The organism is Marinobacter sp. BW6 (assembly GCF_008107725.1).
Lineage (GTDB): Bacteria > Pseudomonadota > Gammaproteobacteria > Pseudomonadales > Oleiphilaceae > Marinobacter.
In genome coordinates this window covers 89,059-112,337 of record NZ_VIRN01000068.1, presented here as the reverse complement: position 1 = coordinate 112,337, position 23,279 = coordinate 89,059, and the positions used below count along the sequence as shown (strand labels likewise).

The following is a 23,279-nucleotide window of genomic DNA, read 5'->3' as shown; positions in this document are numbered from 1 at the left end:
ATCGCCCCAGCGCTCCGGATACCCAGACCCGCCCCATGGAAAGTTATAGGGAATCACAGAAGCACCTTGCCCGTCCTTACCGGAAAGCGGTACTGAAGACGTTGCTGATCTTTACCGCCATCAGCGGCCTGCTGTTTTTTACCCTCAATGTCCAGAGACAGAACTACCCCCTGGCCTTTGCCGAGCTTGGCATGGCGTGCTATTCGGTTTTTATTTTGTGGGCGATCGGCAACACACGGCACCTGGAACGCTGGATCCTCGCCTTTATCCTGCCTTTCTGCATCACCATGATGTTCGCACTCATATCACCCCTGGCAACCACAACCGTCTTCGCCTGGGTCCTGTTGATTCCCATCCTTTCCCACCTCCTGACGGGCCGGCGCCTGGGCCTGCTGATATCTGCCGTGTTCATGGGCACGGCAGCCGTGATTTTCTTTTTCAAATATCACGATGCGCCGGAAATGATGCAGCCCCTGCCGATTGCCAATATGGGGCTGATGGCACTGACCATTCTCGCCTTCTCGCACATTTATGAGATCACCCGGGAACAATCCGAATCCCGTCTCTTGAAAATGGCCCAGACCGATGCCCTCACCGGCCTTGCCAACCGTGCACGCCTGAGCGACGTTTTCGAACAGGAGCGCAAACGTAGCCTCCGCAACGGAACCCCGCTTTCTATGGTCGTGCTGGACCTCGACCACTTCAAACAGGTCAATGACCAGCACGGGCATGAGGCCGGCGACCTTGCTCTCAGGCACGTTGCCAGTACCCTGCGCGCTTCACTGAGAGCGACCGACCTCGCAACCCGGCTGGGTGGCGAGGAATTCTCGGTGCTGCTTACCAACACTACTGCAGACCAGGCATACCGGGTAGCTGACAAGATCCGCCATGCCATTGAAGCCAACCCTGTGCCCTACCAGGACCAATCCATCCGGCTAACCATCAGCGGCGGCATCGCCCAGTTTGGGCCGGACGGCGCCGATCTGCGCAGCCTGATCGGCCGGGCCGACCAGTACCTCTATCACGCCAAGGATTCGGGGCGTAACCGGATCATCAGATCCGACAGCGCTCTGGCTCCCTGCCAGGCGTAATCCTCTGTTTTCACACCCACTTGCAGCGCGCCAGCGTGTAATAAAGCAAAGGCACAACCAGAACGGTCAGGAGTGTCGACATGGCCAGGCCAAACACCAGCGATATGGCCAGACCGTTAAAGATCGGATCGTTCAGGATGAAGTAAGCACCCACCATCGCCGAAATAGCCGTCAGGGCAATCGGCTTGATCCGCACCGCGCCGGCCAGAACCACCGCTTCATCAAGCTCGACACCCTCCTCGATCAGCTGTTGGATAAATACCACGAGCAGGATCGAGTTGCGCACAATGATGCCGGCCAGGGCAATCATGCCGATCATGCTGGTGGCCGTGAACTCGCGACCCAGCAGCGCATGGCCAGGCATGATGCCGATCAGGGTCAGCGGGATGGGCGCCATGATCACCAGCGGCAGGATGTAGGAGCGGAACTGGGCCACCAGCAGAACAAAAATCATGAACACCCCCACGCTGTATGCGGCGCCCATATCCCGGAAGGTTTCGTAAGTGATCTGCCATTCGCCGTCCCATTTCAGGGTGCCCTTTTCCGGCAAGGGGGGCTGATCAATGAAATACTGCTCCGGCGCCCCCTCCTGTTGCTCCAGAAGTTCCACCATGGCAAACATGCCGTACAGTGGCGAATCGATATCCCCCGCCATATCTGCCGTCACGTAGGTCACTGGTAGCAGATCCTTGTGGTAGATCGCCCCCATCCAGTCGGCTTCGCGAACGTCCGCAATGCTTGCCAGGGGAACCAGCGTGCCACTGCGGCTGCGCACCTTCAGCGATAACAGCACCGATGGCTGGGCCTTGTCGCCTTCGCCCAGAATCACCCGGATCGGAACCGGGTATTTGGCATGATCATCGTGCAGGAAGCTGACTCCGGTTCCGCCAAGCGCCGTCTGCAGGGCACCAACGACCTGGGCCTGGGAAACACCAAGCCGTGCCGCACGGTCCCGATCCACGACGACTTCCCACTGCCGTGTGGGTGCCTCCAGGGTGGTGTCGATATCCACCAGGCCGTCGACTCTGGTCATGCCTTCGGCCACTTGCCGTGCCAGCTCTGCCCGGCGGATTTCACCCACCGCGTAGATCTCGGCCACCACGGGTGAGAGTACCGGCGGTCCAGGCGGCACCTCGACAATCTTCACGCTGGCTCCGTACCGGTCACCAATGTCGGTCAGCGGATCCCGGAGAGATTGGGCAATCACATGGGACGACCGGTCACGATTCTCCTCATCCATGAGATTGATCTGGATATCGCCATGGTAGGGATCGCCACGCAGGTAATACTGCCGCACCAGGCCGTTGAAATTGATGGGCGAGGCGGTGCCGGCGTAGGTTTGCCAGCTGGCCACTTCGTCCACTGTTTCCAGGTAGCTGCCCATGTCCAACAACACCCGCTGGGTCTGCTCCATGGGGGTGCGCTCGGGCATATCGACCACAACCTGCAATTCCGACTTGTTGTCGAACGGCAGCATCTTCAGGATCACCGCCTGGAACACCGGCAATGACGAAGCCGCGAGTGTCAGACCCACCACCCCCAGTGCCAGCAAACGGCGACGCCAGGGATGATCGCCCAGAAATGGCCCAAGCACGGTCCGGAAAATTCGCAGGGACAAAGGACTGACACCATCCGCGGAGCTGGACGCCTCCTCGGCCTCGGCGGCCTGTTCCCCCTTTTTGTGTTTTAGAAGCCTGAAGGCCAGCCAGGGCGCCACCACAAAGGCCACAACCTGGGACAACACCATACCGGCTGAGGCATTGATCGGAATCGGACTCATATACGGTCCCATCAGGCCGCTGACAAACGCCATCGGAATCAGCGCCGCCATAATGGTGAGACTGGCCATGATGGTGGGCGTGCCAACCTCATCCACGGCTACCGGGATGATGTCCTTCACCGCCCGACGGGAGTTCTGGATCCGGCGATTGATGTTCTCGGTGATGACGATGCCGTCGTCCACCAGGATGCCGATGGAGAAAATCAGCGCGAACAGGGACACCCGGTTCAGGGTGAAACCCCAGGCCCATGAAAATACCAGCGTCAGCAGCAGGGTAATCAGAACCGCAACGCCGACGATCAGGGCCTGGCGCCAGCCCATGGCCGCCAGCACCAGCAGCACAACGCACAAAGTGGCGGAGATCAGATCGGTAATCAGTTTGCGGGCTTTCTGGGAGGCGGTTACGCCATAGTCCCGGGTCACCAGCACTTCCACGGATTCCGGCAGGGCCCGGTTTCGCAGCTGGTCCAGGCGGTCTTCAATGGCCGTGGTGATATTAATGGCGTTCTCGCCCGGCTTCTTGGCAATGGCCAGGGTAACCGCCGGGTAAACCTCGCCAGGCTGACCAGCCACGCCGGCTTCCCGGGCCGGTCCGAATCCGGTCATCACACTCTGGTCCGCGACGGTGCCACCCCTGCCGACCTCTGCCACGTCCTGCAGGTACACCGCGGCACCATTGTGCATGCCCACAACAAGGCGCCGGACATCCTCCACGGTTTCCAGCAACGTTCCGGCCTGAACCGGTATCGACAGATTGTCCCGGGTAATCCGTGCCTCCTGGCTGCTCGTGTTGGCCGCCGCCAGGGCGTTCCGGATGTCGTCGATGGTGAGATTGAAGCCGGACAGCAACGCCGGATCGAACCGGATATCCACGCGATCCGGAATCCCGCCGGTGGTATAAACGTCCCGGGTGCCGGGAACCCGTTTCAGGGCAACTTCCAGCATGTGCGCCAGGCGGGTCAGTTCCTCCCCCGTATGCCCGTTGACGGGATCGTAGAGGGTGAGTGTCATCACCGGGACATCATCGATACCCTTGGGCTTGACCACCGGCTGGGTCGCGCCCAGGTTGGGCGGCAACCAGTCCTGGTTGGAATACACCTGATTGTAGAGCCTGACCAGGGCTTCCTGCCGCGGAATGCCCACCTCGAACTGCACCGTGATGACCGCCTGGCCCTGGCGGGACACGGAATAGACGTGCTCCACGCCCTTGATCTCGCTCATCACCTGTTCAGCAGGCGTGGCGATCGCGCTTTCCACCTCCCGGGTGCTGGCGCCGGGAAACGCCACCATGATATCGGCCATGGTGACATCGATCTGGGGCTCTTCCTCTTTGGGCGTGACCACCACGGCGAGTACGCCAAGAATGATCGCCAAAATGGCCAGCAGCGGTGTCAGGTGGTTGTCCTGGAAAACCCGGGCAATAGCGCCAGAAAGGCCAACAGGCGGCAAATCACGGCTCACGGATTCGACTCCTCGCCCGTTCTTTCAAGCGGATTCAGGCGCTCGCTGCCCACCAGCGACGACGGGTTTGTGACTACCCGCTCGCCCTCGCTCAGGCCCGCAAGAATCTCCAGACGGCCATTGTCCCGCACCCCGGTGCGAACCTGCCTCAGCCTGGGCTGATCCTGATCATCGAGCACAAATACCGCCCGGAGCTCGCTGCGTTGAATCAGGCTGCTGGCCGGAACCCACAGGGCCTTGCGGCTGGCAACCGGCACACTGACTTTCACCAGCATGCCGGGAAACAGGGAACCATTGGGTTCACTCAGCCGCATCCGCAGGCGGAAGGTGTGAGTTTGCGGATCTGCATAGGGGTAGAAGGTCATCTCACCGGTTTCCAGCACCCGGCCATCGGCCAGCGTGACCTGAGCCTGGCGCTCCGTGCGGGCCAGATCGGCATATTTCTGGGGAAGATCAACCACAACCCGAAGTTGCTCCAGGGACAAGCCACTGAGTAGCGGCTGGCCGGGATTGACCGATTCCCCAACTTCGACATGACGTTCGGTGAGAATGCCACCATAAGGTGCCAGCACACGGGTGTAGGAGAGCTGCTCCTGCGCTTCGGAAACCGAAGCCCGGGCGCGCTCGACCCGGGCACGGGCGGCAGCAAGGTTGTTGCGGGCCTGGTCGAATTCTTGCCGGGACACCAGGCCCCGCTCGTGTACCGCTTCGATACGCTCAAAGCGCTGGCTTGCATCCGCCAGTGCCGCCTCGGCCTCCTCTAGCCCGGCCTCGGCCTGGCGCAGACGGGACCGCTGTTCACTATCCTCCAGCTGGACAATCAGGTCGCCGGCGGCAACGGAATCGTCAACATCGTAGGGCAGGTTCTGGACGGTGCCACTGGTCTGCGCAGAGACGGTGCTCTGCTGCACGGCTTCGATGACGCCATCGAGGTGCACGGTCTCGTGCAACTCGCTGCGCTCGGCAATGGCTGCCACCAACTCCGGGCCACTGCTCTGGCCCAGCGCAATGGAGGCCTGCATCATCAAGACCACGACAATGCACGCAGCGGCTATCCGTTCCATCGGGCATCTCCGATTATGGTTATGAGGTAAGAACACAAGGTTATCAAAAATAAGCTCCGGGAACAGTTCAGGCGCTGGCAAAATGGGAGGAAGGTTTCTTTTTCAGAGCCTCAAATCCGATAATAATGTCCATAAGCTCGTTGGTTATTTCATCCTGACGCACCAGACGGAACTGGCCGCCAACCTCCTCCAGCCGATCATCAACCGCCTGCTCTGCCTGCTGCATCAATGCCAGCCTTGCCGCGTTCTCAGTAACCATCGCTTCCGCCGAAGCGCGAAAAACACTGGCGAAAATATGGTTGCGCAGCAGCGCTGCGAGCAGGGGTGTTGGCTGCATCGTATAGTCAGGTAGGGAGCGGGATTGCCATCCAGACTTCGCGGGATCAGAAAGCAACGTGGAGGCCAGCGGCAGCATTTGGCTCACTTCCGATTCACGCTGCCCCTTTTCGGCCCGTCGGGTGAACACAAGGGTAACGGCGATCCTGTTATGCACATCGCCGCCTCCGATTTCGTCCAGTCGCGTCACGATGTCGCTCGCCAGACGCCCGATACCATCAGCCGACGCCGGCGGCAGAAAGGTAGACTCCGGCCTGACCCCCTGATCGGTCAGGGCATCACTCATGCGGGCACCCACACACAGTACCCGGGCATGGCCGCCCATCGTCAATGCTTCTGACCGTGCGCTTTCAGCAAGCACCTCGTTGTAGTTGCCACACAGACCATGATCAGAACCGAACACCACTAACAGCCGCTCGGCCTGGGTAACTGCCGGTACCGAAATAGGCCCGGTTTTGGCAACGAACGCCCGAATGCCTCTCAGCACTGTCTGATGATAGGACTCAATGGACCGGGCAGCGTGCTCGTAGGGCACGGCGTTAATCGCAGACATGGTTTTCATGGTGTGAACAATGCTGCGAATACTGCTCAGGGTTTCGGTCCGTCTGGACAGGGTTTCAAGTGTCTGGGCCATGACGATCGTCTCCCGGCATTCCCAGTGCAACCTGGGCCACCATCAAAAGGCTTCTCTTTTCCTCTTCCTCCAGCGAACGATTCTGCCGGATGCTCTCGGCGACATCTTTCAGAGAGTCGCCAATACTGTTCCGCATCCTGACCATGACCTCGGCAACGCCTTTCTCCGGCAGGCCATCAAGCAGCCCTTCCAGGGCCGCCATCAATACCAGAAGCTGCTCGACGGCTGGCATTGGATCCCGCTCGGGCTGTCGCAGCGCAGTGCGCACTGCAGCCCCGCGGTTCAAGCGGGCCTTGGTGTTGTCGTCCAGCCGGGTTCCGAATCGGGCAAAATCCTCCAGCTCCTCGAACTGGGACAGGGTGACACGCAGATTGCCAGCCACTTCCCGAAAGGCGCGGTGCTGGGCCTTTCCCCCGACCCGCGATACCGATAGCCCGATATCCACCGCAGGAAACTGGTTTTTCCTCACCAGCCTCGGCGAGAGGTAGATCTGCCCATCGGTTATGGAGATTAGATTTGTCGGAATGTAGGCGGACAGATTCTCAGCCTGCGTTTCGACAACGGGCAGTGCGGTAATGGAACCACCCCCGGCGTCTGCGGTGAATTGACCGGCTCGCTCCAGCAATCTGGCATGCACATAGAAGATATCCCCGGGGAAAGCTTCCCGGCCGGGCGGGCGGCGCAGTAGCAGAGACAGTTCCCTATAGGAGCGGGCATGGTGGGTAAGATCGTCGAAAATCACCAGTACATCCCGCCCCTGGTCGGAAAAGTATTCCGCCATCGTCATCGCTGCATAGGGTGCGACATAGGCCAGCCCGGGCGCGTCCTCATCCCCGGCCGCAACAACAATGGCGCTCGCCAGCCGGCCGGCTTTCCGCAGGGTTTCAATAACTCGGGCAACCGCGTCTCCGCGCTGGCCGATTGCACAGTAAATGCTCAGTACGTCTGAGCGGGCCTGGTTGAGAATCGTATCGATAGCAATGGACGTTTTTCCGGTCTGTCGGTCCCCAATGATGAGCTCCCTCTGGCCCAGACCGATCGGGACCGCACCATCAATGACCTTGATACCGGTGGCCAGCGGTCGGTTCACCGGAGCCCGGCTCAGTATGCCGGGCGCGCTCGCCTCCACCGGTCGCTCAGCGGTCGACACTACAGCTCCCTTGCCGTCACGCGGGCTTCCGGTGGCATCAAGTATGCGGCCGATAAGGCTCGTGCCCACCGGTACACTGAATACTTTATGGGTTCGCCAGACATCCTCTCCCGAGGTGACCCGATCAGAAGGCCCGAGCAAAATCACGCCCAGTCGATCCGGCTCCAGATCCAGCACCACACCCCGGACGCCCGAAGCGAACACCAGCAACTCGTCAGCAAGGGCCCGGGCAAGGCCAGAGACAACAGCAATACCGTCACCAACCTCGGCAACCGTGCCCACTTCGGTCAGCGCAGGGGCAGGCGTCGGGCCGTCCAGTAAGGCACCCAAAAAGTTCCTGGCCGGAGTAAAGGACGGTTTCTCAGCCATGATTTTGCATCCATCCGGTCCCACCCGACGCCAAGCGTTCGGATAACATTCCGGTCAGCTCATCGGTATAACTGTCGACCGTCCAGGCCACCTGAACGCTGCCAACACGCAGGATCAGCCCCGGAGCCTGACCGGGATCCGTCGTGAAACCCAACTCGAGGTCCGGGGCCAGGCCTGCCAACGCCGTTCGAATCTTTTCCTGTGTTCTGTCCGGGAGCGGCTTATGAGTGGTCGCAACAGCCTGTTCCGCGTTGCCAGCGGCGGAGACCAGCTCCGGCTTCATGGACTTCAGCTTTCCGATCACATGCAGCCCAATACGCTCCTCGAGGTCCTCATCCGCCAGATCACGCAGGGCCCGCCGCACCAGTTGGTAAAGTGTTTCGGCGCTGGCCAGCTGCAACTCACTGATAAATCGGTCCCGCTCTGAATTCAGATGTGCCTGCCATTCCTGTTTTTCCCGTTCCAGGCTCTCCCGCGTGACGGCGAGCAAAGTGTCTTTCTCTTTTTCCGTCTGCTGACGAAAACGCTCCACCTGTTCGGAGTTGTCGACCAGCAATGCCCGCTTCTGCTCCAGAAACGCAGCTTCAGCTACTGAGGCCTGCTTCTGCGCTATCTCAGCTTCCCCCATTCGTGCTGCGATCTCGGACTCACGGGCATCGATTCCATTCAGGATGGGCTTGTACAGAAAACGCTTGAGCAGCCAGACCAGCACCAGAAAATTACCGATCTGGGCAAGCACCGTGATCCAGTCAACGGACATGATTCAACCTGCCGCCGACTGAGCGGCCTGCAGCGCCTGATCCCAGAACGGATTGGCAAACAGGACAATCATCGCCACGACAAAACAGTAGATGGCCGTGGACTCGATCATGGCCAGGCTGACGAACAGGGTCCGCGACAAGGTAGAGGCGGAATCCGGCTGCTGGGCAATGGCAGCAAGCGCCGCGGCGGCAGCCCGGCCCTCCCCGAGCGCCGGGCCGATTGCACCAAAAGCCACGGACAGGCCAGCGGTCAGAATAGAGACCGCAGCAATCAGAGCAAAGTCACTCATTTGTCTTTCTCCTTGGGCAAAGGCTTTCCAGCGGTGGCTGTCGCCGATGAGATGTAAACCGTCGCCAGGATGGCGAATATGTAGGCCTGAATCAGACCTGTGAGCAATCCGAGGACATCCATGACCACAGGAAAAAAGAACGGCGCAACGCCCAACAGGATGCCTGCGATCACCGCACCACTCATGACGTTGCCATACAGTCGGATGGCCAGGGATATACCGCGCGAGAATTCGCTGATGATATTGAACGGCAGCATCACCACAGAGGGCTGCACGTAGGTTTTCAGATAACCGCCGATGCCCTGTCGGGTAATACCGAACAGGGGCACGGCGATCAGGACCGATAGAGCCAGAGCCGCCGTGGTGGAAAGCGAGGCCGTCGGCGGCGTGAATCCTGGCACAACCAGCAAGAGGTTCGAAAATGCAATAAACAGGAACAGCGTTCCGGAAAAATAGAGCACATGGCGAGAGGCTCGCGGCGAGATTTCCTCGATCTGGCTCTGGATCGCCGTCACAATCACTTCCAGGGTGGTGCGCCAGCGGTTCGGTGGCACATCCGGACGTAAGTTTCGGGTAACAAGGATGGAAGTGAGGGTCAGCAGGATCATGACGCCCCAGGTGAAGCCCACTGTCTCACTGATATCCAGGCCCCAGACCGTGAATAGCGTTGTTTCATCGGGCGTCAGCTCCATCAGACTTCCTCCGGGTGCGGTATTCGTGCCAGTAACATCGCCAGGTAGCGCACCAGAAAAAACGCCGCCCCGTAGCCCGCGAAAGCCCAAATCAGGGTCGCGCCCCCTGTCACCAGCCAACCCACCGCCAGCAGCAATCCGATGCGCACCACGGCACTGGGCAGAAGTACCGCGGATGGTCTGGAAGAGTCCAGAGCAAAACGTACACTCGCTGCCAGACCCGCGAAATAGAGAATGCTCACAGCCACGCCGACACCAAAGCCCCAAAGCATGTCCGGCCAGTCAATGATCATCATGGTCCTGCTCCTCCTCTTCCTTGCTTTCCCTACCAATCCACGCCCAGGCAATGAAGCCACCCAGAGTCACGCCCCCCAGAATCAGGGCGAGCACCCAGGGGAAATCCTGCGGCACGGTGCGCTCCAGCCAGAGCCCGAGAAAGGCACCACCAACGGTCGGCACTGCAATGGACCAGCCAATCATCCCGAAGGCACCCAGACCACGCAGCGGGCTGACACCCGGATTGTCCCGGGCCTTTTTCAGGCGCCGGGCCCGACGCCCAATGTCGTCTTCCGGCGTGCCACGCTGTGGATTCATGGTTTGGGCCGCTGCAGGTCTGCAAACCGGCGCACCATGCCAGCCTCCAGCCTGGACAAGGCGGACCGTGCCACTCGTTCGTCTTCGTCCACCTCAATAAAGTTCTTGCGGACACTCTCCTGCAGGGTATCCAGATCCTTGCCCGGAGCACCGCGGCGGATCGCAATGTCCACTTTGTACCCTTGTTTCACGAGGATGCCCTCGTCGATACCGAAGATCTGCTCACGGCCATCTTCCAGAGTCAGAATCAGCACCGACGGCACCAGCGAGGTGACAAAATCGATGTGATTGGGCAGCATCCCGAAAGCTCCGTTTTCGGCAACGGCGAACAGCTTGCGGGCCTTGCCCTGGAAGAGCATCCGGGTCGGGAGCCGGAGAAAGACGTCCATTTCCTCAGCGAGCGTCATGCGACCGCCTCTGGCAATGCGCCAATCATGTAGTACTCACTCTCATTCTGATCGAATTCAGTCTGCTCAAGAATCGCCTCACAACCATTGAGCGTCTCGGCGATGGTCACACGCTTGCCCTCGGCACCGGTAAAGGCTGCGGTGGTAAAAAACGGCTGGGTCAGGAAGCGTTCCAGCCTGCGGGCACGGGCCACGGTGGTTCGATCACCCGCCGAGAGCTCTTCAATGCCGAGCATGGCGATGATGTCGCGTAGCTCCTCGTATTCGGCCAGGGTTCTGCGAACCGCCCGGGCAATGTCGTAATGCCTCTGCCCGACCACCGATGGTGTGAGCATGACCGATGAGGACGCCAGGGGATCAATGGCCGGATACAGACCTTCGCTCGCCCGCTTCCGTGACAGCACCACCGAACCGGAAAGGTGGGAAAAAATATGGGCAGCGGCGGGATCGGTGAAGTCGTCGGCAGGCACATAAACCGCCTGAACCGAGGTAATGGCGGCACTGCGGGTCGAAGTGATTCGCTCCTCCAGCTCGGCCAGTTCAGTGGCCAGTGTCGGCTGATAGCCCACCCGGGAGGGCATACGCCCCAGCAATCCGGAGACTTCCGAACCGGCCTGGACAAAGCGGAAAATATTGTCGATCAGCAACAACACATCCCGACGCTGTTCGTCGCGGAAATACTCCGCCATGGTCAGCGCCGTCTTGCCGATCAGGAACCGGACCCCGGGAACTTCATTCATCTGCCCGAACAGCATGACCGTGTTTTCGAGCACGCCGGCCTCACCCATTTCCCGATAGAGCTCTTCCGCTTCCCGGGAGCGCTCGCCAATACCGCAAAACAGGCTGACGCCCTTGTGCTGCTGCACGGTGTTGTTGATCAGTTCGGTAATCAGCACCGTCTTGCCGACACCGGCACCGCCAAACAGACCGGTTTTTCCACCCCGCTCGATGGGCGATAACAGATCAATGGCCTTGATGCCGGTTTCCAGGATCTGGCTACGAACCACACGATCTTCCAGCAGGGGCGGGAGCTGATGGATAGCGCGGCGCTCACTGGTAGCCGGCGCAGGCTGGTTATCCACGGGCGCCCCAAATACGTTCAGCATTCGGCCCAGAGTGGTATCACCCACCGGTACAGTAATTGATGATCCGGTTGCCCGGACCAGCGTGCCCAACCCCAGCCCTTTCACCGGAGCCAGTGCTATACATCGGACCACGCCTCTGTCCTCCAGGGCGGCCACCTCAAGAGCAATCTTGCCGGCGAACAGCAGCTCGCGAATGTGGGGCACCGGCTCCGGAAACCGCACACTCACCACGCCGCCACGAATGGCTACGACAGTCCCTGTGCCATCATCCTTGGGAGCGTCCCGGGGCTCGTTCTGGCTCATAGCAGGGCCGTTACCCGGCAGACACGCGAGTGCCCGCCGATCCTTCCAGTATGGCCACGGCGTCCTGCAGCCGGCCAATGCCGCTGATCCCGCCAGCCTGGGCAAAATCGCAGGCGGCCTGCAGTTTCGGGCCCATGGAGCCGGCAGGCATATCCAGCGCCCGCGCCTCTGACACTGTCAGTTCCGAGAGCGCCGTCGACTGGTCGGTTCCGAAATCCCGGTAAACAGCATCCACATCGGTTAACAGGAGCAACGCGTCCGCTCCGAGTTGGCTGGCCAGCAACGCACTGGCGGCGTCCTTGTCGATGACCGCCTCAATGCCGACCATGCTGCCATCGTCCCGACGCAGCACCGGTATTCCGCCACCGCCGGCACACACCACGACCACGCCCCGATCGAGCAGTAACTTCAGTACGCGCATGTCCGGTATTTCCAGAGGTTTCGGCGACGGCACCACCCGGCGCCATTTGTCACCGTCCGGCGCAATGCTCCAGCCTGCACCGGCTGCCCGGCGCTCGGCCTCTTCACGGTCATAGACCGGCCCTACAAACTTGGTCGGCTTTTCAAAAGCCGGGTCTTTGGGATCCACCACGACCTGAGTCAGCAGGGTTGCGACCGGCCGGTCATGTTCCAGGGCGTTCTCCAGCTCCTGTTCGATCATGTAGCCGATCATGCCCTCCGTTTCCGCTCCCAGGACATCCAGCGGGTAGGCCTCATCCGGTTTGTAGGAGGCGCCCTGTAAAGCCAGCAGCCCGACCTGTGGCCCATTCCCATGGGTGACCACCAGATCGTGGCCGGCCCGGACAACCGCGGCCAGCGATCGGGCCGCAATTTGCACGTTGTTGCGCTGGACCTCTGCAGTAAGCGGCTCCCCGCGTTTCAGAAGGGCGTTGCCACCCAAAGCTGCTACAACCAGCATGTCAGCCTCCCAGCGTCGCCACGAGGACGGCCTTGATGGTGTGCATGCGGTTCTCGGCCTGATCAAAAACGATGGACGCAGGGCTCTCAAACACTTCTTCCGTCACCTCCATGGCGTCAATGCCATAGGTCTCCTGAATCTCCTTCCCCACCACGGTCTCGGTGTTGTGAAAGGCTGGCAGACAGTGCATAAATCGAGCCCGGGGATTGCCGGTTTTTGCCATCAGGGCTGCGTTCACCTGGTAAGGCATCAGCAGTTTGATGCGTTCGGCCCATTTTTCCTTTGGCTCGCCCATCGACACCCAGACATCGGTATAGACGAAATCGACACCGGCAACGGCACTATCAACATCATCGGTAATGGTGATACGAGCGCCGGTTTCAGCCGCCAGCGCCCGGGCCTCGTCCTGCACGGTCTGATCGGGCCAGCAGGCTTTCGGTGCGCACAAACGCACGTCCATACCCATCTTGGCGCCGCCGATCAGCAGGCTGTCGCCCATGTTGTTGGCGGCATCGCCGATGAACACGTAGGCCACATCCCGCAGCGGCTTTTCCACATGCTCCTGCATGGTCAGGAAATCCGCCAGTATCTGAGTGGGATGAAACTCGTTGGTGAGCCCGTTGTAGACCGGGACGCCTGCGTACTGGGCCAGTTCTTCCACAACGGATTGTCCAAACCCCCGGTACTCGATGGCATCGTAGACCCGGCCGAGGACCCGCGCCGTATCTTTCACCGATTCCTTGTGGCCGATATGGGTTCCGGTCGGCCCCAGGTAGGTTACTCGCGCCCCCTGGTCGAAGGCGGCGACTTCGAACCCGACCCGGGTTCGCGTCGAATTCTTCTCGAAGATCAGTGCGATGTCCTTGCCTTCGAGCTTGGGCACTTCGGTGCCAGCGTACTTGGCCGTCTTCAGGTCTGCGGACAGCTTCAACAAAAAGGCAATTTCCCTGGGGGTAAAATCCCGGAGGGTCAGAAAGTGCCGGTTCTTGAGATTGAATGCCATAACGTATCTCCCTGGCTGTCAGATAGCATCCCGGATGGTCGGGCAACTCATGCACCGACCGCCGCCCCGGCCACGGCCCAGCTCGGCACCGGGTATTGCCAGAACCTCGATGCCCGCAGCGGCCAGCGCCGCATTGGTATCGTCATTACGGTCGTAACCGACAACCACACCGGGGCTCAGGGCCAGCACGTTGTTGCCGTCGTTCCACTGTTCCCGCTCACGCTCTTCCGGCGTGTCGCCCCCCGTTGCCACGACCTCCAGGGCCGGATAGCCGAGAATCTCCGCAACCACCTCAAACAGGTGTCGGGAATCCTGACTGAAGGCCAGTGTTTTGGCGCCCTCACCGGGGCGCAGGTCGTAGCAGATAACGGCATCGGCCACTTCCTTGAAGGCGGTGACCACGTTGCCGCCACAGAAGGTAAACACCGTATCCAGGTGCATGGCCGACCGGGTTTTGGGCAGCTGGCAGGCAATCACCCGATCCACCATCCCGCCATCAAAGAGAGCTTTTGATAGTTGCCCGATCGCCTGGGGAGAGGATCGCTCGCCCATGCCCACCAGAACCGTTCTGTTCCCCAGCGGCATGATATCCCCACCCTCCAGGGTGGCCAGGCCGTGGTCTTCCAGAGGATCGCCCCAGTGCACGTTCACCTTGCCGGCAAATTTTGGGTGGAATCTGTAGATGGCAGCCATCAGCAGGGTTTCCGGCTTACGGGCAGCCCAGTACATGGGGTTCAGGGTGACCCCGCCATACACCCAGGCGCTGTTGTCCCGGGTGAACAGGAAGTTGGGCAGCGGCGGCAATACGAACCCGAAACGCCCCAGATGGTTGCCGAACAGGCCGACCGGATCGAATGGCAGATCGGCCACCTCCAGGCCGCCGATCAGAAATTCGGCGAGTGCCTTCTCGGGCAACTCATCCATCCAGGCCCGCAGATCCGACACCATGCCCACGCCGATGTGGTTCCAGTTGATCCGGTGGTCGAGAATCCAGGCCCGGCCCTCAGGAATCGCCAGCGTTTCCGCCAGCAACTCGTTGACGTCCAGAACCTCCACGCCCCGACCACGCATCACGCTGGCAAACACGTCATGATCTTTCTGGGCCTGCTTCACCCAGAAGACATCATCGAACAACAGGGCATCGCAGTTGGACGGCGTCAACCGACGGTGAGCCAGCCCCGGCCGGCAGATGATGACCTGGCGCAGGGTCCCGGTTTCTGAGTGCACGCCAAGTGTTTGTTCAGACATGACAAGACTCCTTTTGTCGCAAATTCACAGCGGGATTCACAAGAGTGTGCCGACGCTGATGACCACTGTGATAAACACGGTCAGAATAAGCAGCAGAGGCCAGATAAATGCGAGCCACCGATCGTAGGACACCCGCCCGATGGCAAGCCCGCCAACCACGACCGCAAAGGTGGGATTGATCAGGTTCACCAGACCGTTGGCAGACTGGTAGGCAGTCACCACCAGATCCCGCCCTACGTTGGCAAAATCCGCCAGCGGCGCGAGGATCGGCATGGACAGGACGGCCAGGCCGGAGGACGACGGCACGAAGAAACTCATGCCCACCTCGATCCAGAACATCAGGTTGATAAAAGCCAGTTCCGGCAGGCCACCCAGCGAGGTTTCGGCGCTGTGCAGGATGGTATCGGCGATCATGCCCTGTTCCATGATCACCACAATGCCGCGAGCAAGGCCGACCACCAGGGCAACGCCCAGAAGATCCCGTGCTCCATCGACAAAACTGCCGGTGAGTTTCTTTTCTCCCAGCCGTGCAATGATGCCAATGACAATGGCTGCACCAAAGAACAGGGAGCCCATCCGGGCCATCCACCAGCCCTGGGATGACACACCCCAGATCATCACGGCAAAGGTCAGGGCAAAGATAATCAGGGCAATAATCTGGGTTGTCGTCAGGGTGGCGCTGTGAATCTCCTGATCATCGCCCTGCAGAAACAGCTTCTTGTGCGCCGCCCATTGCTTGGCGACCACCGATCTCGACGGATCGGTTTTTACCCGGCGGGCATAGCGCATCACGTAGCCGATACAGATCAACAGGCCGCCGATCAACAGAACAAAACGCAGCACGATACCGTCAGTGAAAGGGATACCCGCCGCATTGGCTGCAATTACCGTGGCAAAGGGGTTAATCGTGGAACCCAGCACGCCAATGCCGGCGCCGATCAAAATGATGGCAACGCCCGTCACAGCGTCGTATCCGGCAGCAAGTATCACGGGGATCAGAATGGCGTAAAAGGCCAGGGTCTCCTCTGCCATACCGTAGGTCGTGCCGCCGATCGCGAAGAGCACCATCAGTATCGGTATCATCCAGATCTCGTGGCCTTTCAGATGCCGCATCGCGCTGCGGATACCGGTATCTATGGCGCCCGTGGCATTCATCACGCCCAGAAAACCACCCAGAAACAATACGAATAGCGCAACATCGATGGCATTGGCGACATAACTGTCCGGATCATAGAACCCGGCTGTCGGTGCCAACATCACATCAACGAAGCCCTGCGGGTTCGGATCGACGGTCTGGTATGTGCCCGGAACCGCCACTTCCCGACCAACCTCTTCATTCATGGCGCGCTCATACTGCCCGGCCGGGATAATCCAGGTCAGCGCGGCCACCAGAATAATCAGGCCAAAGAGAATGGTGTAGGCAGTAGGGAATCGGGAAGCAAGGTCGGTTTCGGGATTTTCTGGCAGTTTTTCGTCTTCAGTCACGATGCGTCTCCTTTCCTGAATCGCATGGTGCAGACAGGTTCTTTCCGGGAACCTCAGGGGCTGAACACTTCCTCAGTGGTTGCGCACCACTGGCTCAGATCTGCATGGCTAGAGCATAGTTCATGAAGTGGGATCAGAAGTTGAGATAGAGCAATTTTTAATCAGCCATAAAAAAGCCCCGGGTGGAGGAGTTGGTTCCACTCGGGGCAAGAATGTCACCCGCCGGCTATGAGAAGCGGGTAACCGCCATGCAAGGTCTTACCACCTGGCTGTCAGTGCGGCACGCAGCGTCCGGCCAGGCTCATTAACTCTTACGGCTTCGGGGTTGAATGGATCAGTATTGGCCCGGCTAACGTGGGGCGCCCAGGTATTATCGAACAGGTTATCCACTGCCCAGCTAACGCTCAGATAGTCTGCGAGCGGGTGGCTCCCGGACAGGTTCAGCACACCATAGCCCGGTGAAGTGCCAGGATCCTGGCCGGATTCCAGATCCACGCGGTCCTGGCGGCGGGCCAGCACCCACTCCAGTTCCAGGGCATGCCCCATATGCTGCCAGCCAAGGGTCTGAATAAACTGCACCGGGGGAATTTGCGGCAAGGGCTTATTCTCGTCCCGGTTCTCACCCCGCACCGAGGCCAGGCTGCTATTGGTGCTCCAGGTGCCGTTGCTCCATCCAAGCTGCCCTTCAACGCCCATCAGCCGCGCATCGATATTGCGGTAGACGCTGACCTGATCCGCGTTCCGGGTGCGCAGCACGAAATCATCCACCTGATCCACCCATATAGCCGGACGCCAGTGCCAGCCATTGTTCTGGCCGGGCATCGCCAGTTCCAGCTTGCGGTGCGTCTCCGGGTCCAGAGCAGGATTGCCCACCCAGCGCCTTGCGGGGTCCATGTTGTTCCAGCTGGCAATGTAACGCTCAGTCACACTGGGGCTTCGGACACTGTGGCTGGCTGTAACCACCAGCGACTGGATCGGGGAGAACCGCCAGTCGCTGCTGACAAAGCCACTGAAATTATCATCGGCAACATCGGTATTGGTGGTGCCATAGATTGTCTGGTAGGCATCTGCAGCCGACATGGCCATCATGCCACTGCCAAACACCTTGTCGGCTGCCGCAGCGGACATTTCTACGCGGTCGTAGCGCACACCACCGCCGAGCTTTAACTCGGGCGTTACCCGGTAGAAGCGTTCAGCGAAAAGGCCAAAACGGTCGCGATCCACGTCGGGCCAGAGTACGGAAGTAAGGACATCAAGATTCGCTCCGCCAAACCGTTCGGCGTGCCAGTTATTGGTCTCAACATCGGCACCAATGGCCCAGTCGGTTCTGCCATCCGGACTCTGGTCCAGGGTCAGTCGAAGTCCCCGGGTTTCGGTCTCGGAATCCGTCAGCATTTTCATCATGGATTCGCGAAGACTGAAGTTATCCATGATGTGATCAACGTCGGCCTGCCAGGCCAGCAGGTTCCAGTTTCCGTTAGCCACCGGCGAACCCAGTTCCAGGCGCATGATGTCGGTATCGGTTTTCGGTGCATCCATGCCGGAGCCGGCGTATTTCACGTCCCGCTCTTCCTGCCGGCTTACCAGCCCCTTGATATAGAATCCGTTATCCGCCTTCCACGCTGCATCCAGGCGAGCCTCGGAGTTCTTGTAGGCGCTGCGGACCTCGTTACCGTCGCCATCCTCGTAGTCATCCGCCTCGTCATATCCCCCCGCCAGCCGGAGCCACGCAGTCTCGCTGCCGACGGCGGCACTGCCATTGATCAGCTTGCCATTGCCGTTGTCAGCGCCGCCAACCGTGAGGTGGCCCGTGGTGCCTGAATCATTGAAAACCGGCGCCGCGGTGGTGGCGACCACCTGGCCACCGGCAATCGGGCCCCAACGCAGAGTCTGGTTGCTGGTACGCACTTCCAGCAAGGGAGCCAGGGCTGAGCTCAGACGACTGGTGGGCGGGTCCATGCGATTCGGGCATGCTCCCTCTACGCGAATACCGTCCAGAAGGACATCCACCCGTTCCTGGCTCTGTCCCCGTATCACCGGCTCCAGTCCCCGACCGCCCATCCGGGAGAGCGAGACCGACGGGTCAGCGGCCAATCGTTCAACCGGCTCTGACGCCAGCTTGGCGGAGGCTTCTTCAACGCTCTGCCCCTCGGTCACACGAATCACAGTCAGCTCCTGAGAACTCTCCTGTGCCAGCACTCCGGCAGGAAGCGAAGCCAATCCCGCAGCGAAAAATCCAATGAAGCGCACTCCAACTACTGTCGCCATACAACCTTATCCTGACCAGCTCTGATATCTGGCGCCAATCATAAAGATCGGCGGGCGCCTGCGCCTGAGACCAAATGCCGCATCCCCTCGGAGGTATTACCGAGTATCCAGAACGAAAAAACCGCTAGAATGCGCGTTATGGAATGGTTGACCCACTCACAGACCGGATTTCAACAGACTGCCCGCTATCTGCTGGGCATGCGTTTGACAATTGTTGCGCTGCAGCTGATTTCGATCGCCGTGGCGGAAACCATGGTGACCCTGGCCCATCGCGCGGAATCGGTCATCCTGCCACTGGCGTACGGCGTTCTGGCGACCCTGGCCTGGCTCTGGTTTACCCGGCGACCGCCTCGCTCGACACAGGTCGTCAGCCTGGTGCTGATTGTCGACCTGCTCATGATCGGAGCCTGGCTTTATCTGACCGGTGGCTATACCAACCCCCTGGTTTCCCTGTTGCTGCTGCCCATTGCCGTGGCCATTGTGCTGGTACCGCTGGGCCAGAGCATTGCCGTAACCGTTGCCGGAGTGGCGGTCTATACCTCCCTGGTGATCTGGCATACCCCGGTAACCCATGAGCATCACAGCGCCAATCTGGCCCAGCTGCACCTTGTCGGCATGTGGGTCACCTTCGCCACAACCGCCGCCATCCTCCTCCTGGTTGTCGGCGCCCTGGCCCGTCGTCTGCGCCAGCAACAATCGCAGCTTGCCCAGATACGGGAGACCCGGCTGCGGGATGAACAAATCATCGCCCTGGGGCTTTCCGCAGCCGCTGTAGCCCATCGCCTGGGCACGCCGCTGAACACCATGACCCTGCTGGTGGAGGAAATGAAATCTGCGCTCTCCGGCGGCGATCCCATGGCAGACGACCTTGCACTGATGGAAACGCAACTGGGCCTTTGCAGTGGCCACCTTCAACAACTCTCCACTGCAGCGATACAGGCAAAAACCGCACAACTGGAAATCTTGACCGCCCGGGACTGGGTCGCACGACTCAGGGAATCCGCCACCCTGCTCTGGCCGGCTGCCGCCATTGAATGGCAGAAGCCGGTACCGGACTGCCCCCTGGCCGTGGATGCCACCCTGGATCAGGCTGTGCTGAATGTTCTGGCCAACGCGGTCACCGCCAGTCCTTCCTGGGTGGCTGTTGCTGCCCGAGAGGGTGGCGAAGGCCGGATGGAATTGGTTGTGGAAGACCATGGTGATGGTCTGGAATCCACCCCCGAGGGTACGCTTGGCGACCAGGTGGTCAGTTCGGAAAATGGTCTCGGCGTTGGGCTGTTCCTGTCCAACGCCACCATCCAACGCCTTGGCGGCACACTGAAAGCCCGGGGCAGCTCGGAGGGCACCACCATCATCATTGATCTGCCGATCACGGCGGAGACCAACAGCCTAATGGGAGACCAAGCATGAGCGAACAGCGGGCCTGGCTGCTTATTGATGACGATGACGCCTTTCTGCAGGTGCTTCAGCGTTCACTCAGTCGTCAGGGCATTGAAGCCCGGCTTGCCCACGGGCAACAGGAGGCGAAAGCGGCCCTGTCGGAAGGACACGTTCACCGATGCGTGCTGGATCTGAATCTGGCCGGCGAGAGCGGCCTGCAATTGCTGCCGGAGTTACTGGACATGCGTCCGGACCTGGAAGTATTGGTACTCACCGGCTACGGAAGTATCGCCACAGCGGTCGAAGCCATGCGCCGGGGGGCTGTGAACTACCTCTGCAAACCGGTGACCGTCAGTCAGCTACTGGCCGGGTTCGAGCCGATTGATGCCCCGCCGGATCTCCGGGCTGAGCCGCCGTCCGTCGAGGAGATGGAGTGGGAGCACATCCAGCGGGTTCTCAACGAGAATGAAGGCAACGTCTCTGCCACCGCCCGGGCCCTGAACATGCATCGCCGTACCCTGCAACGGAAGCTCCAGAAACACTCGCGCTGGCGCTAACAGACGCCGGCGAACTGGCAAAAAACTGACACCCATCAATCAGGTTCTACCATTTACCCATGTTTTTTCGAGGGTATTCCGGTAGCATGCTCCGCCATCAGCCCCGATCTCAAATGCCTGGAAAGCCCGACAGATTCCAGGCCGTCGCGACAATTACGGACGGCCATGAACCCCGGTCCCGCTGATATAGTCGCAGAAGTCTCACACGGAGGAGAGTTCATTAATTTACAGACCGGAAACTCGAATTACTGACTCTCATGCCCAGATCCTCCACGACGATTACACCCCCCTCAGACATTGATCCTCATCGCCTGGCCATGATTGCGGCGGTTACGCCCAATTTTCTGGTGATGCTGGACGATGCCGGCCGCATCGAATGGGTAAACCCCAGCTTTGAGGAACACACGGGGTATCAGCTTGAGGAGGTGCGCGGATGCCTTCCAAAAGAAGTGCTCTACGGGCCGGACACTGATCCCGAAACCATCAAGCGCATTAACCAGAAGCTGCACCGGGCTGAAGTTATTGAAGAGGATATTCTTCATTACACCAAAGCCGGTGAGCCCTACTGGGTGCATACCTATTGCGTTCCAATCGGCACCGAAAAGGGCCCTGCGCCCGGCTTTATCGCCATTCAGAACAACATCTCGGACCGGAAAAACAGCGAGCGAGGCCTGCGCATAGCGGCCAGCGTGTTCGACCGCAGCCACGAGGCCATTCTGATTACCGATCAGTCCAACCGGATCCTGGATGTAAATCCAGCATTTTCGCGGATTACCGGCTACAACCGCCAGGAAGTGCTGGGTCTGAACCCGGCCATCCTCAGCTCGGGCCGTCACTCCGGGGAATACTACCGTTCCATGTGGCGGACCATCGAGAAAACCGACCACTGGCGGGGCGAGATCTGGAACCGCCGGAAAAACGGTGAAGAGTACGTGGAACTGCTCTCGATCAGCCGCGTGCACCTGGAGGAACCCGGGCAGCATTACCATGTGGCAGCCTTCTCCGATATTACCGCGCTCAAGAACCACGCCAAAGAACTGGACCGGGCCGCCAACTACGACGACCTGACCGGCCTGCCCAACCGCCAGTTGCTGGAAGAGCGACTGCGCACCGCCCGGAATCACGCCGACCGGCAGCATCGCAGCGTGTCGGTGTGCTATCTCGACCTGGACGGGTTCAAGGCCATTAACGACAGGTGGGGGCATGTATCAGGCGACCAGACCCTGCGAACCCTGGCGGAACGGCTGACCCGCGCACTTCGCAGCGGCGATACCGTGGCCCGGATTGGTGGCGACGAATTCGTGCTCCTGCTGCAGGGTGATGATGACCACGAGGCGGTTTACCAGCGTGTACTGGCTACCGTAGGCGAGCCAGTATCCGTGGGTGACCAAAATGTCACCCTGACCGCAAGCCTGGGTATTACCCGCTACCCGGAAGACGGGGCTGACGCCGAAGGGCTGATTCGCCATGCCGATCAGGCCATGTATTCCGCCAAAGAAAAAGGCCGCAACCAGTGCCACTTTTTCGATCCCGGCCTGGACGAGCATCGCCGGAACCGGCGCAACCAGTTGATGGAAATCAGCCGAGCCCTCGAAAACGAAGAGTTTGAACTGTTTTTCCAGCCCCAGGTACGGGTTACCGATAGCGAGATTATCGGCTTCGAGGCGCTAATCCGGTGGAATCACCCGCAGAAGGGGCTGGTCTCGCCCGGCGAGTTCCTGCCCATTGTCGAGAACAGCCACCTGGAGGTGCCGCTGGGCCAGTGGGTACTGAAAGAAGCGATTTACCAGATGAACGCCTGGAAGGAAGCCGGAGAGGATCTGGCGGTCAGCATCAACATCAGCGCCCCGCACCTGATGGACCGCAGCTTTGCGGATTATCTGGAAAGCTATCTGCACAGCCATCCGGACGTTTCGCCGGGGCAGATCACCCTGGAGGTTCTGGAATCAACAGCCCTTGAGGATACCCACCGGGCCAGCAATGTTCTGGCGCGTTGCCAGAGCCTGGGCCTGCAGGTGGCGCTGGACGATTTCGGCACCGGCTTTTCATCGCTGACTTACCTGCGCACCCTCCCGGTCGACATCATCAAGATCGACCAGAGTTTTGTTCGCAATATGCTCGAGGATGCCAGCGACCACGCCATCGTGGAGAGTGTGATCTTCCTGGCCCAGCGGTTCTCGCACCCGGTGCTGGCCGAGGGTGTGGAAACCATGGAGCATGCCCGGGCACTGCGGCAGATGGGCTGCAATTTCGTGCAGGGTTACGGCATCGCCCGTCCGATGCCAGCAACCGAAGTGCTGGGCTGGGCAAAGAACTGGCAGGCAAAAGCCCGATCCGGAACGTCCGGTGACATGCTCAATCCGGCCGTTGCCAGTGGCGAGGGCATCTGAGCCGGATCAGCT

General features: G+C 60.1%; 20 protein-coding genes. 4 read left to right on the top strand and 16 right to left on the bottom strand.

Features of this window, described 5'->3' with window-relative positions:
- Positions 1–35: 35 nt before the first annotated feature.
- Positions 36–1,091, top strand: a complete 1,056-nt coding sequence (locus tag FMN52_RS17340) for a GGDEF domain-containing protein (RefSeq protein ID WP_148609876.1) — start codon at positions 36–38, stop codon at positions 1,089–1,091.
- A gap of 10 nt (positions 1,092–1,101) precedes the next feature.
- Here FMN52_RS17340 and FMN52_RS17335 read toward each other — a convergent pair whose 3' ends face one another.
- From FMN52_RS17335 to FMN52_RS17260, 16 genes are all read right to left on the bottom strand, one after another.
- The gene (locus FMN52_RS17335) at positions 1,102–4,332 is read right to left on the bottom strand and encodes an efflux RND transporter permease subunit (RefSeq protein ID WP_148609875.1); all 3,231 of its coding nucleotides are present in this window, start codon (positions 4,330–4,332) and stop codon (positions 1,102–1,104) included.
- A complete protein-coding gene (locus tag FMN52_RS17330; RefSeq protein WP_148609874.1) occupies positions 4,329–5,396 on the bottom strand; it encodes an efflux RND transporter periplasmic adaptor subunit in 1,068 nt (355 codons plus the stop codon). Before FMN52_RS17330 ends, FMN52_RS17335 begins: the two co-directional genes overlap by 4 nt.
- A gap of 67 nt (positions 5,397–5,463) precedes the next feature.
- Positions 5,464–6,366 (bottom strand): FoF1 ATP synthase subunit gamma, encoded by a 903-nt coding sequence (locus tag FMN52_RS17325; RefSeq protein ID WP_148609873.1) that lies wholly within the window; start codon positions 6,364–6,366, stop codon positions 5,464–5,466.
- Positions 6,350–7,885, bottom strand: a complete 1,536-nt coding sequence (locus FMN52_RS17320; RefSeq protein WP_148609872.1) for a F0F1 ATP synthase subunit alpha — start codon at positions 7,883–7,885, stop codon at positions 6,350–6,352. The genes FMN52_RS17325 and FMN52_RS17320 overlap by 17 nt, the downstream gene beginning before the upstream one ends.
- The gene (locus FMN52_RS17315) at positions 7,878–8,645 is read right to left on the bottom strand and encodes a F0F1 ATP synthase subunit B (RefSeq protein WP_148609871.1); all 768 of its coding nucleotides are present in this window, start codon (positions 8,643–8,645) and stop codon (positions 7,878–7,880) included. The genes FMN52_RS17320 and FMN52_RS17315 overlap by 8 nt, the downstream gene beginning before the upstream one ends.
- 3 nt (positions 8,646–8,648) lie before the next feature.
- Positions 8,649–8,936: a F0F1 ATP synthase subunit C gene (locus tag FMN52_RS17310; protein WP_148609870.1), complete on the bottom strand. Its 288-nt coding sequence runs from the start codon at positions 8,934–8,936 to the stop codon at positions 8,649–8,651.
- Positions 8,933–9,628, bottom strand: a complete 696-nt coding sequence (locus tag FMN52_RS17305) for a F0F1 ATP synthase subunit A (protein WP_148609869.1) — start codon at positions 9,626–9,628, stop codon at positions 8,933–8,935. The genes FMN52_RS17310 and FMN52_RS17305 overlap by 4 nt, the downstream gene beginning before the upstream one ends.
- Positions 9,628–9,924 carry an ATP synthase subunit I gene (locus tag FMN52_RS17300; RefSeq protein ID WP_240339524.1) on the bottom strand — a complete coding sequence of 99 codons (297 nt, stop codon included), beginning with the start codon at positions 9,922–9,924 and terminating at the stop codon, positions 9,628–9,630. Before FMN52_RS17300 ends, FMN52_RS17305 begins: the two co-directional genes overlap by 1 nt.
- Positions 9,911–10,222, bottom strand: a complete 312-nt coding sequence (locus FMN52_RS17295; protein WP_148609868.1) for an AtpZ/AtpI family protein — start codon at positions 10,220–10,222, stop codon at positions 9,911–9,913. Before FMN52_RS17295 ends, FMN52_RS17300 begins: the two co-directional genes overlap by 14 nt.
- A complete protein-coding gene (locus tag FMN52_RS17290) occupies positions 10,219–10,629 on the bottom strand; it encodes an ATPase (RefSeq protein ID WP_148609867.1) in 411 nt (136 codons plus the stop codon). The genes FMN52_RS17295 and FMN52_RS17290 overlap by 4 nt, the downstream gene beginning before the upstream one ends.
- Positions 10,626–12,017 (bottom strand): F0F1 ATP synthase subunit beta, encoded by a 1,392-nt coding sequence (gene atpD, locus FMN52_RS17285; protein ID WP_148609866.1) that lies wholly within the window; start codon positions 12,015–12,017, stop codon positions 10,626–10,628. Before atpD ends, FMN52_RS17290 begins: the two co-directional genes overlap by 4 nt.
- 10 nt (positions 12,018–12,027) lie before the next feature.
- Entirely contained in the window at positions 12,028–12,936 is a 909-nt protein-coding gene (arcC, locus tag FMN52_RS17280) for a carbamate kinase (RefSeq protein WP_148609865.1), read from the bottom strand.
- A gap of 1 nt (position 12,937) precedes the next feature.
- Entirely contained in the window at positions 12,938–13,939 is a 1,002-nt protein-coding gene (locus FMN52_RS17275; RefSeq protein WP_148609864.1) for an ornithine carbamoyltransferase, read from the bottom strand.
- 18 nt (positions 13,940–13,957) lie between these two features.
- Positions 13,958–15,187, bottom strand: coding sequence for an arginine deiminase (locus FMN52_RS17270; protein ID WP_148609863.1), 1,230 nt, complete (start codon positions 15,185–15,187; stop codon positions 13,958–13,960).
- A 36-nt stretch (positions 15,188–15,223) separates the two neighbouring features.
- Entirely contained in the window at positions 15,224–16,672 is a 1,449-nt protein-coding gene (locus tag FMN52_RS17265; RefSeq protein ID WP_148609862.1) for a YfcC family protein, read from the bottom strand.
- A gap of 258 nt (positions 16,673–16,930) precedes the next feature.
- A complete protein-coding gene (locus tag FMN52_RS17260; protein ID WP_148609861.1) occupies positions 16,931–18,940 on the bottom strand; it encodes a TonB-dependent receptor in 2,010 nt (669 codons plus the stop codon).
- Between the two features lie 138 nt (positions 18,941–19,078).
- Between FMN52_RS17260 and FMN52_RS17255 the strand changes: the two genes are divergently transcribed.
- The 3 genes from FMN52_RS17255 to FMN52_RS17245 all read left to right on the top strand — a co-directional run bounded on the left by FMN52_RS17255 (position 19,079) and on the right by FMN52_RS17245 (position 23,267).
- Positions 19,079–20,350 carry a HAMP domain-containing sensor histidine kinase gene (locus FMN52_RS17255; protein WP_148609860.1) on the top strand — a complete coding sequence of 424 codons (1,272 nt, stop codon included), beginning with the start codon at positions 19,079–19,081 and terminating at the stop codon, positions 20,348–20,350.
- The gene (locus tag FMN52_RS17250; RefSeq protein WP_148609859.1) at positions 20,347–20,877 is read left to right on the top strand and encodes a response regulator; all 531 of its coding nucleotides are present in this window, start codon (positions 20,347–20,349) and stop codon (positions 20,875–20,877) included. Before FMN52_RS17255 ends, FMN52_RS17250 begins: the two co-directional genes overlap by 4 nt.
- Before the next feature lie 257 nt (positions 20,878–21,134).
- The gene (locus tag FMN52_RS17245; protein WP_148609858.1) at positions 21,135–23,267 is read left to right on the top strand and encodes an EAL domain-containing protein; all 2,133 of its coding nucleotides are present in this window, start codon (positions 21,135–21,137) and stop codon (positions 23,265–23,267) included.
- Positions 23,268–23,279 lie beyond the last annotated feature (12 nt).

What these genes read in the sequence shown, in the direction of transcription:
- FMN52_RS17340 (WP_148609876.1), top strand. Translation starts at nt 36, where the DNA reads ATGGAAAGTTATAGGGAATCACAGAAGCACCTTGCCCGTCCTTACCGG.
- FMN52_RS17330 (WP_148609874.1), bottom strand. Translation starts at nt 5,396, where the DNA reads ATGGAACGGATAGCCGCTGCGTGCATTGTCGTGGTCTTGATGATGCAG.
- FMN52_RS17325 (WP_148609873.1), bottom strand. Translation starts at nt 6,366, where the DNA reads ATGGCCCAGACACTTGAAACCCTGTCCAGACGGACCGAAACCCTGAGC.
- FMN52_RS17320 (WP_148609872.1), bottom strand. Translation starts at nt 7,885, where the DNA reads ATGGCTGAGAAACCGTCCTTTACTCCGGCCAGGAACTTTTTGGGTGCC.
- FMN52_RS17315 (WP_148609871.1), bottom strand. Translation starts at nt 8,645, where the DNA reads ATGTCCGTTGACTGGATCACGGTGCTTGCCCAGATCGGTAATTTTCTG.
- FMN52_RS17310 (WP_148609870.1), bottom strand. Translation starts at nt 8,936, where the DNA reads ATGAGTGACTTTGCTCTGATTGCTGCGGTCTCTATTCTGACCGCTGGC.
- FMN52_RS17305 (WP_148609869.1), bottom strand. Translation starts at nt 9,628, where the DNA reads ATGGAGCTGACGCCCGATGAAACAACGCTATTCACGGTCTGGGGCCTG.
- FMN52_RS17300 (WP_240339524.1), bottom strand. Translation starts at nt 9,924, where the DNA reads ATGATGATCATTGACTGGCCGGACATGCTTTGGGGCTTTGGTGTCGGC.
- FMN52_RS17295 (WP_148609868.1), bottom strand. Translation starts at nt 10,222, where the DNA reads ATGAATCCACAGCGTGGCACGCCGGAAGACGACATTGGGCGTCGGGCC.
- FMN52_RS17290 (WP_148609867.1), bottom strand. Translation starts at nt 10,629, where the DNA reads ATGACGCTCGCTGAGGAAATGGACGTCTTTCTCCGGCTCCCGACCCGG.
- atpD (WP_148609866.1), bottom strand. Translation starts at nt 12,017, where the DNA reads ATGAGCCAGAACGAGCCCCGGGACGCTCCCAAGGATGATGGCACAGGG.
- arcC (WP_148609865.1), bottom strand. Translation starts at nt 12,936, where the DNA reads ATGCTGGTTGTAGCAGCTTTGGGTGGCAACGCCCTTCTGAAACGCGGG.
- FMN52_RS17275 (WP_148609864.1), bottom strand. Translation starts at nt 13,939, where the DNA reads ATGGCATTCAATCTCAAGAACCGGCACTTTCTGACCCTCCGGGATTTT.
- FMN52_RS17270 (WP_148609863.1), bottom strand. Translation starts at nt 15,187, where the DNA reads ATGTCTGAACAAACACTTGGCGTGCACTCAGAAACCGGGACCCTGCGC.
- FMN52_RS17260 (WP_148609861.1), bottom strand. Translation starts at nt 18,940, where the DNA reads ATGGCGACAGTAGTTGGAGTGCGCTTCATTGGATTTTTCGCTGCGGGA.
- FMN52_RS17255 (WP_148609860.1), top strand. Translation starts at nt 19,079, where the DNA reads ATGGAATGGTTGACCCACTCACAGACCGGATTTCAACAGACTGCCCGC.
- FMN52_RS17250 (WP_148609859.1), top strand. Translation starts at nt 20,347, where the DNA reads ATGAGCGAACAGCGGGCCTGGCTGCTTATTGATGACGATGACGCCTTT.
- FMN52_RS17245 (WP_148609858.1), top strand. Translation starts at nt 21,135, where the DNA reads ATGCCCAGATCCTCCACGACGATTACACCCCCCTCAGACATTGATCCT.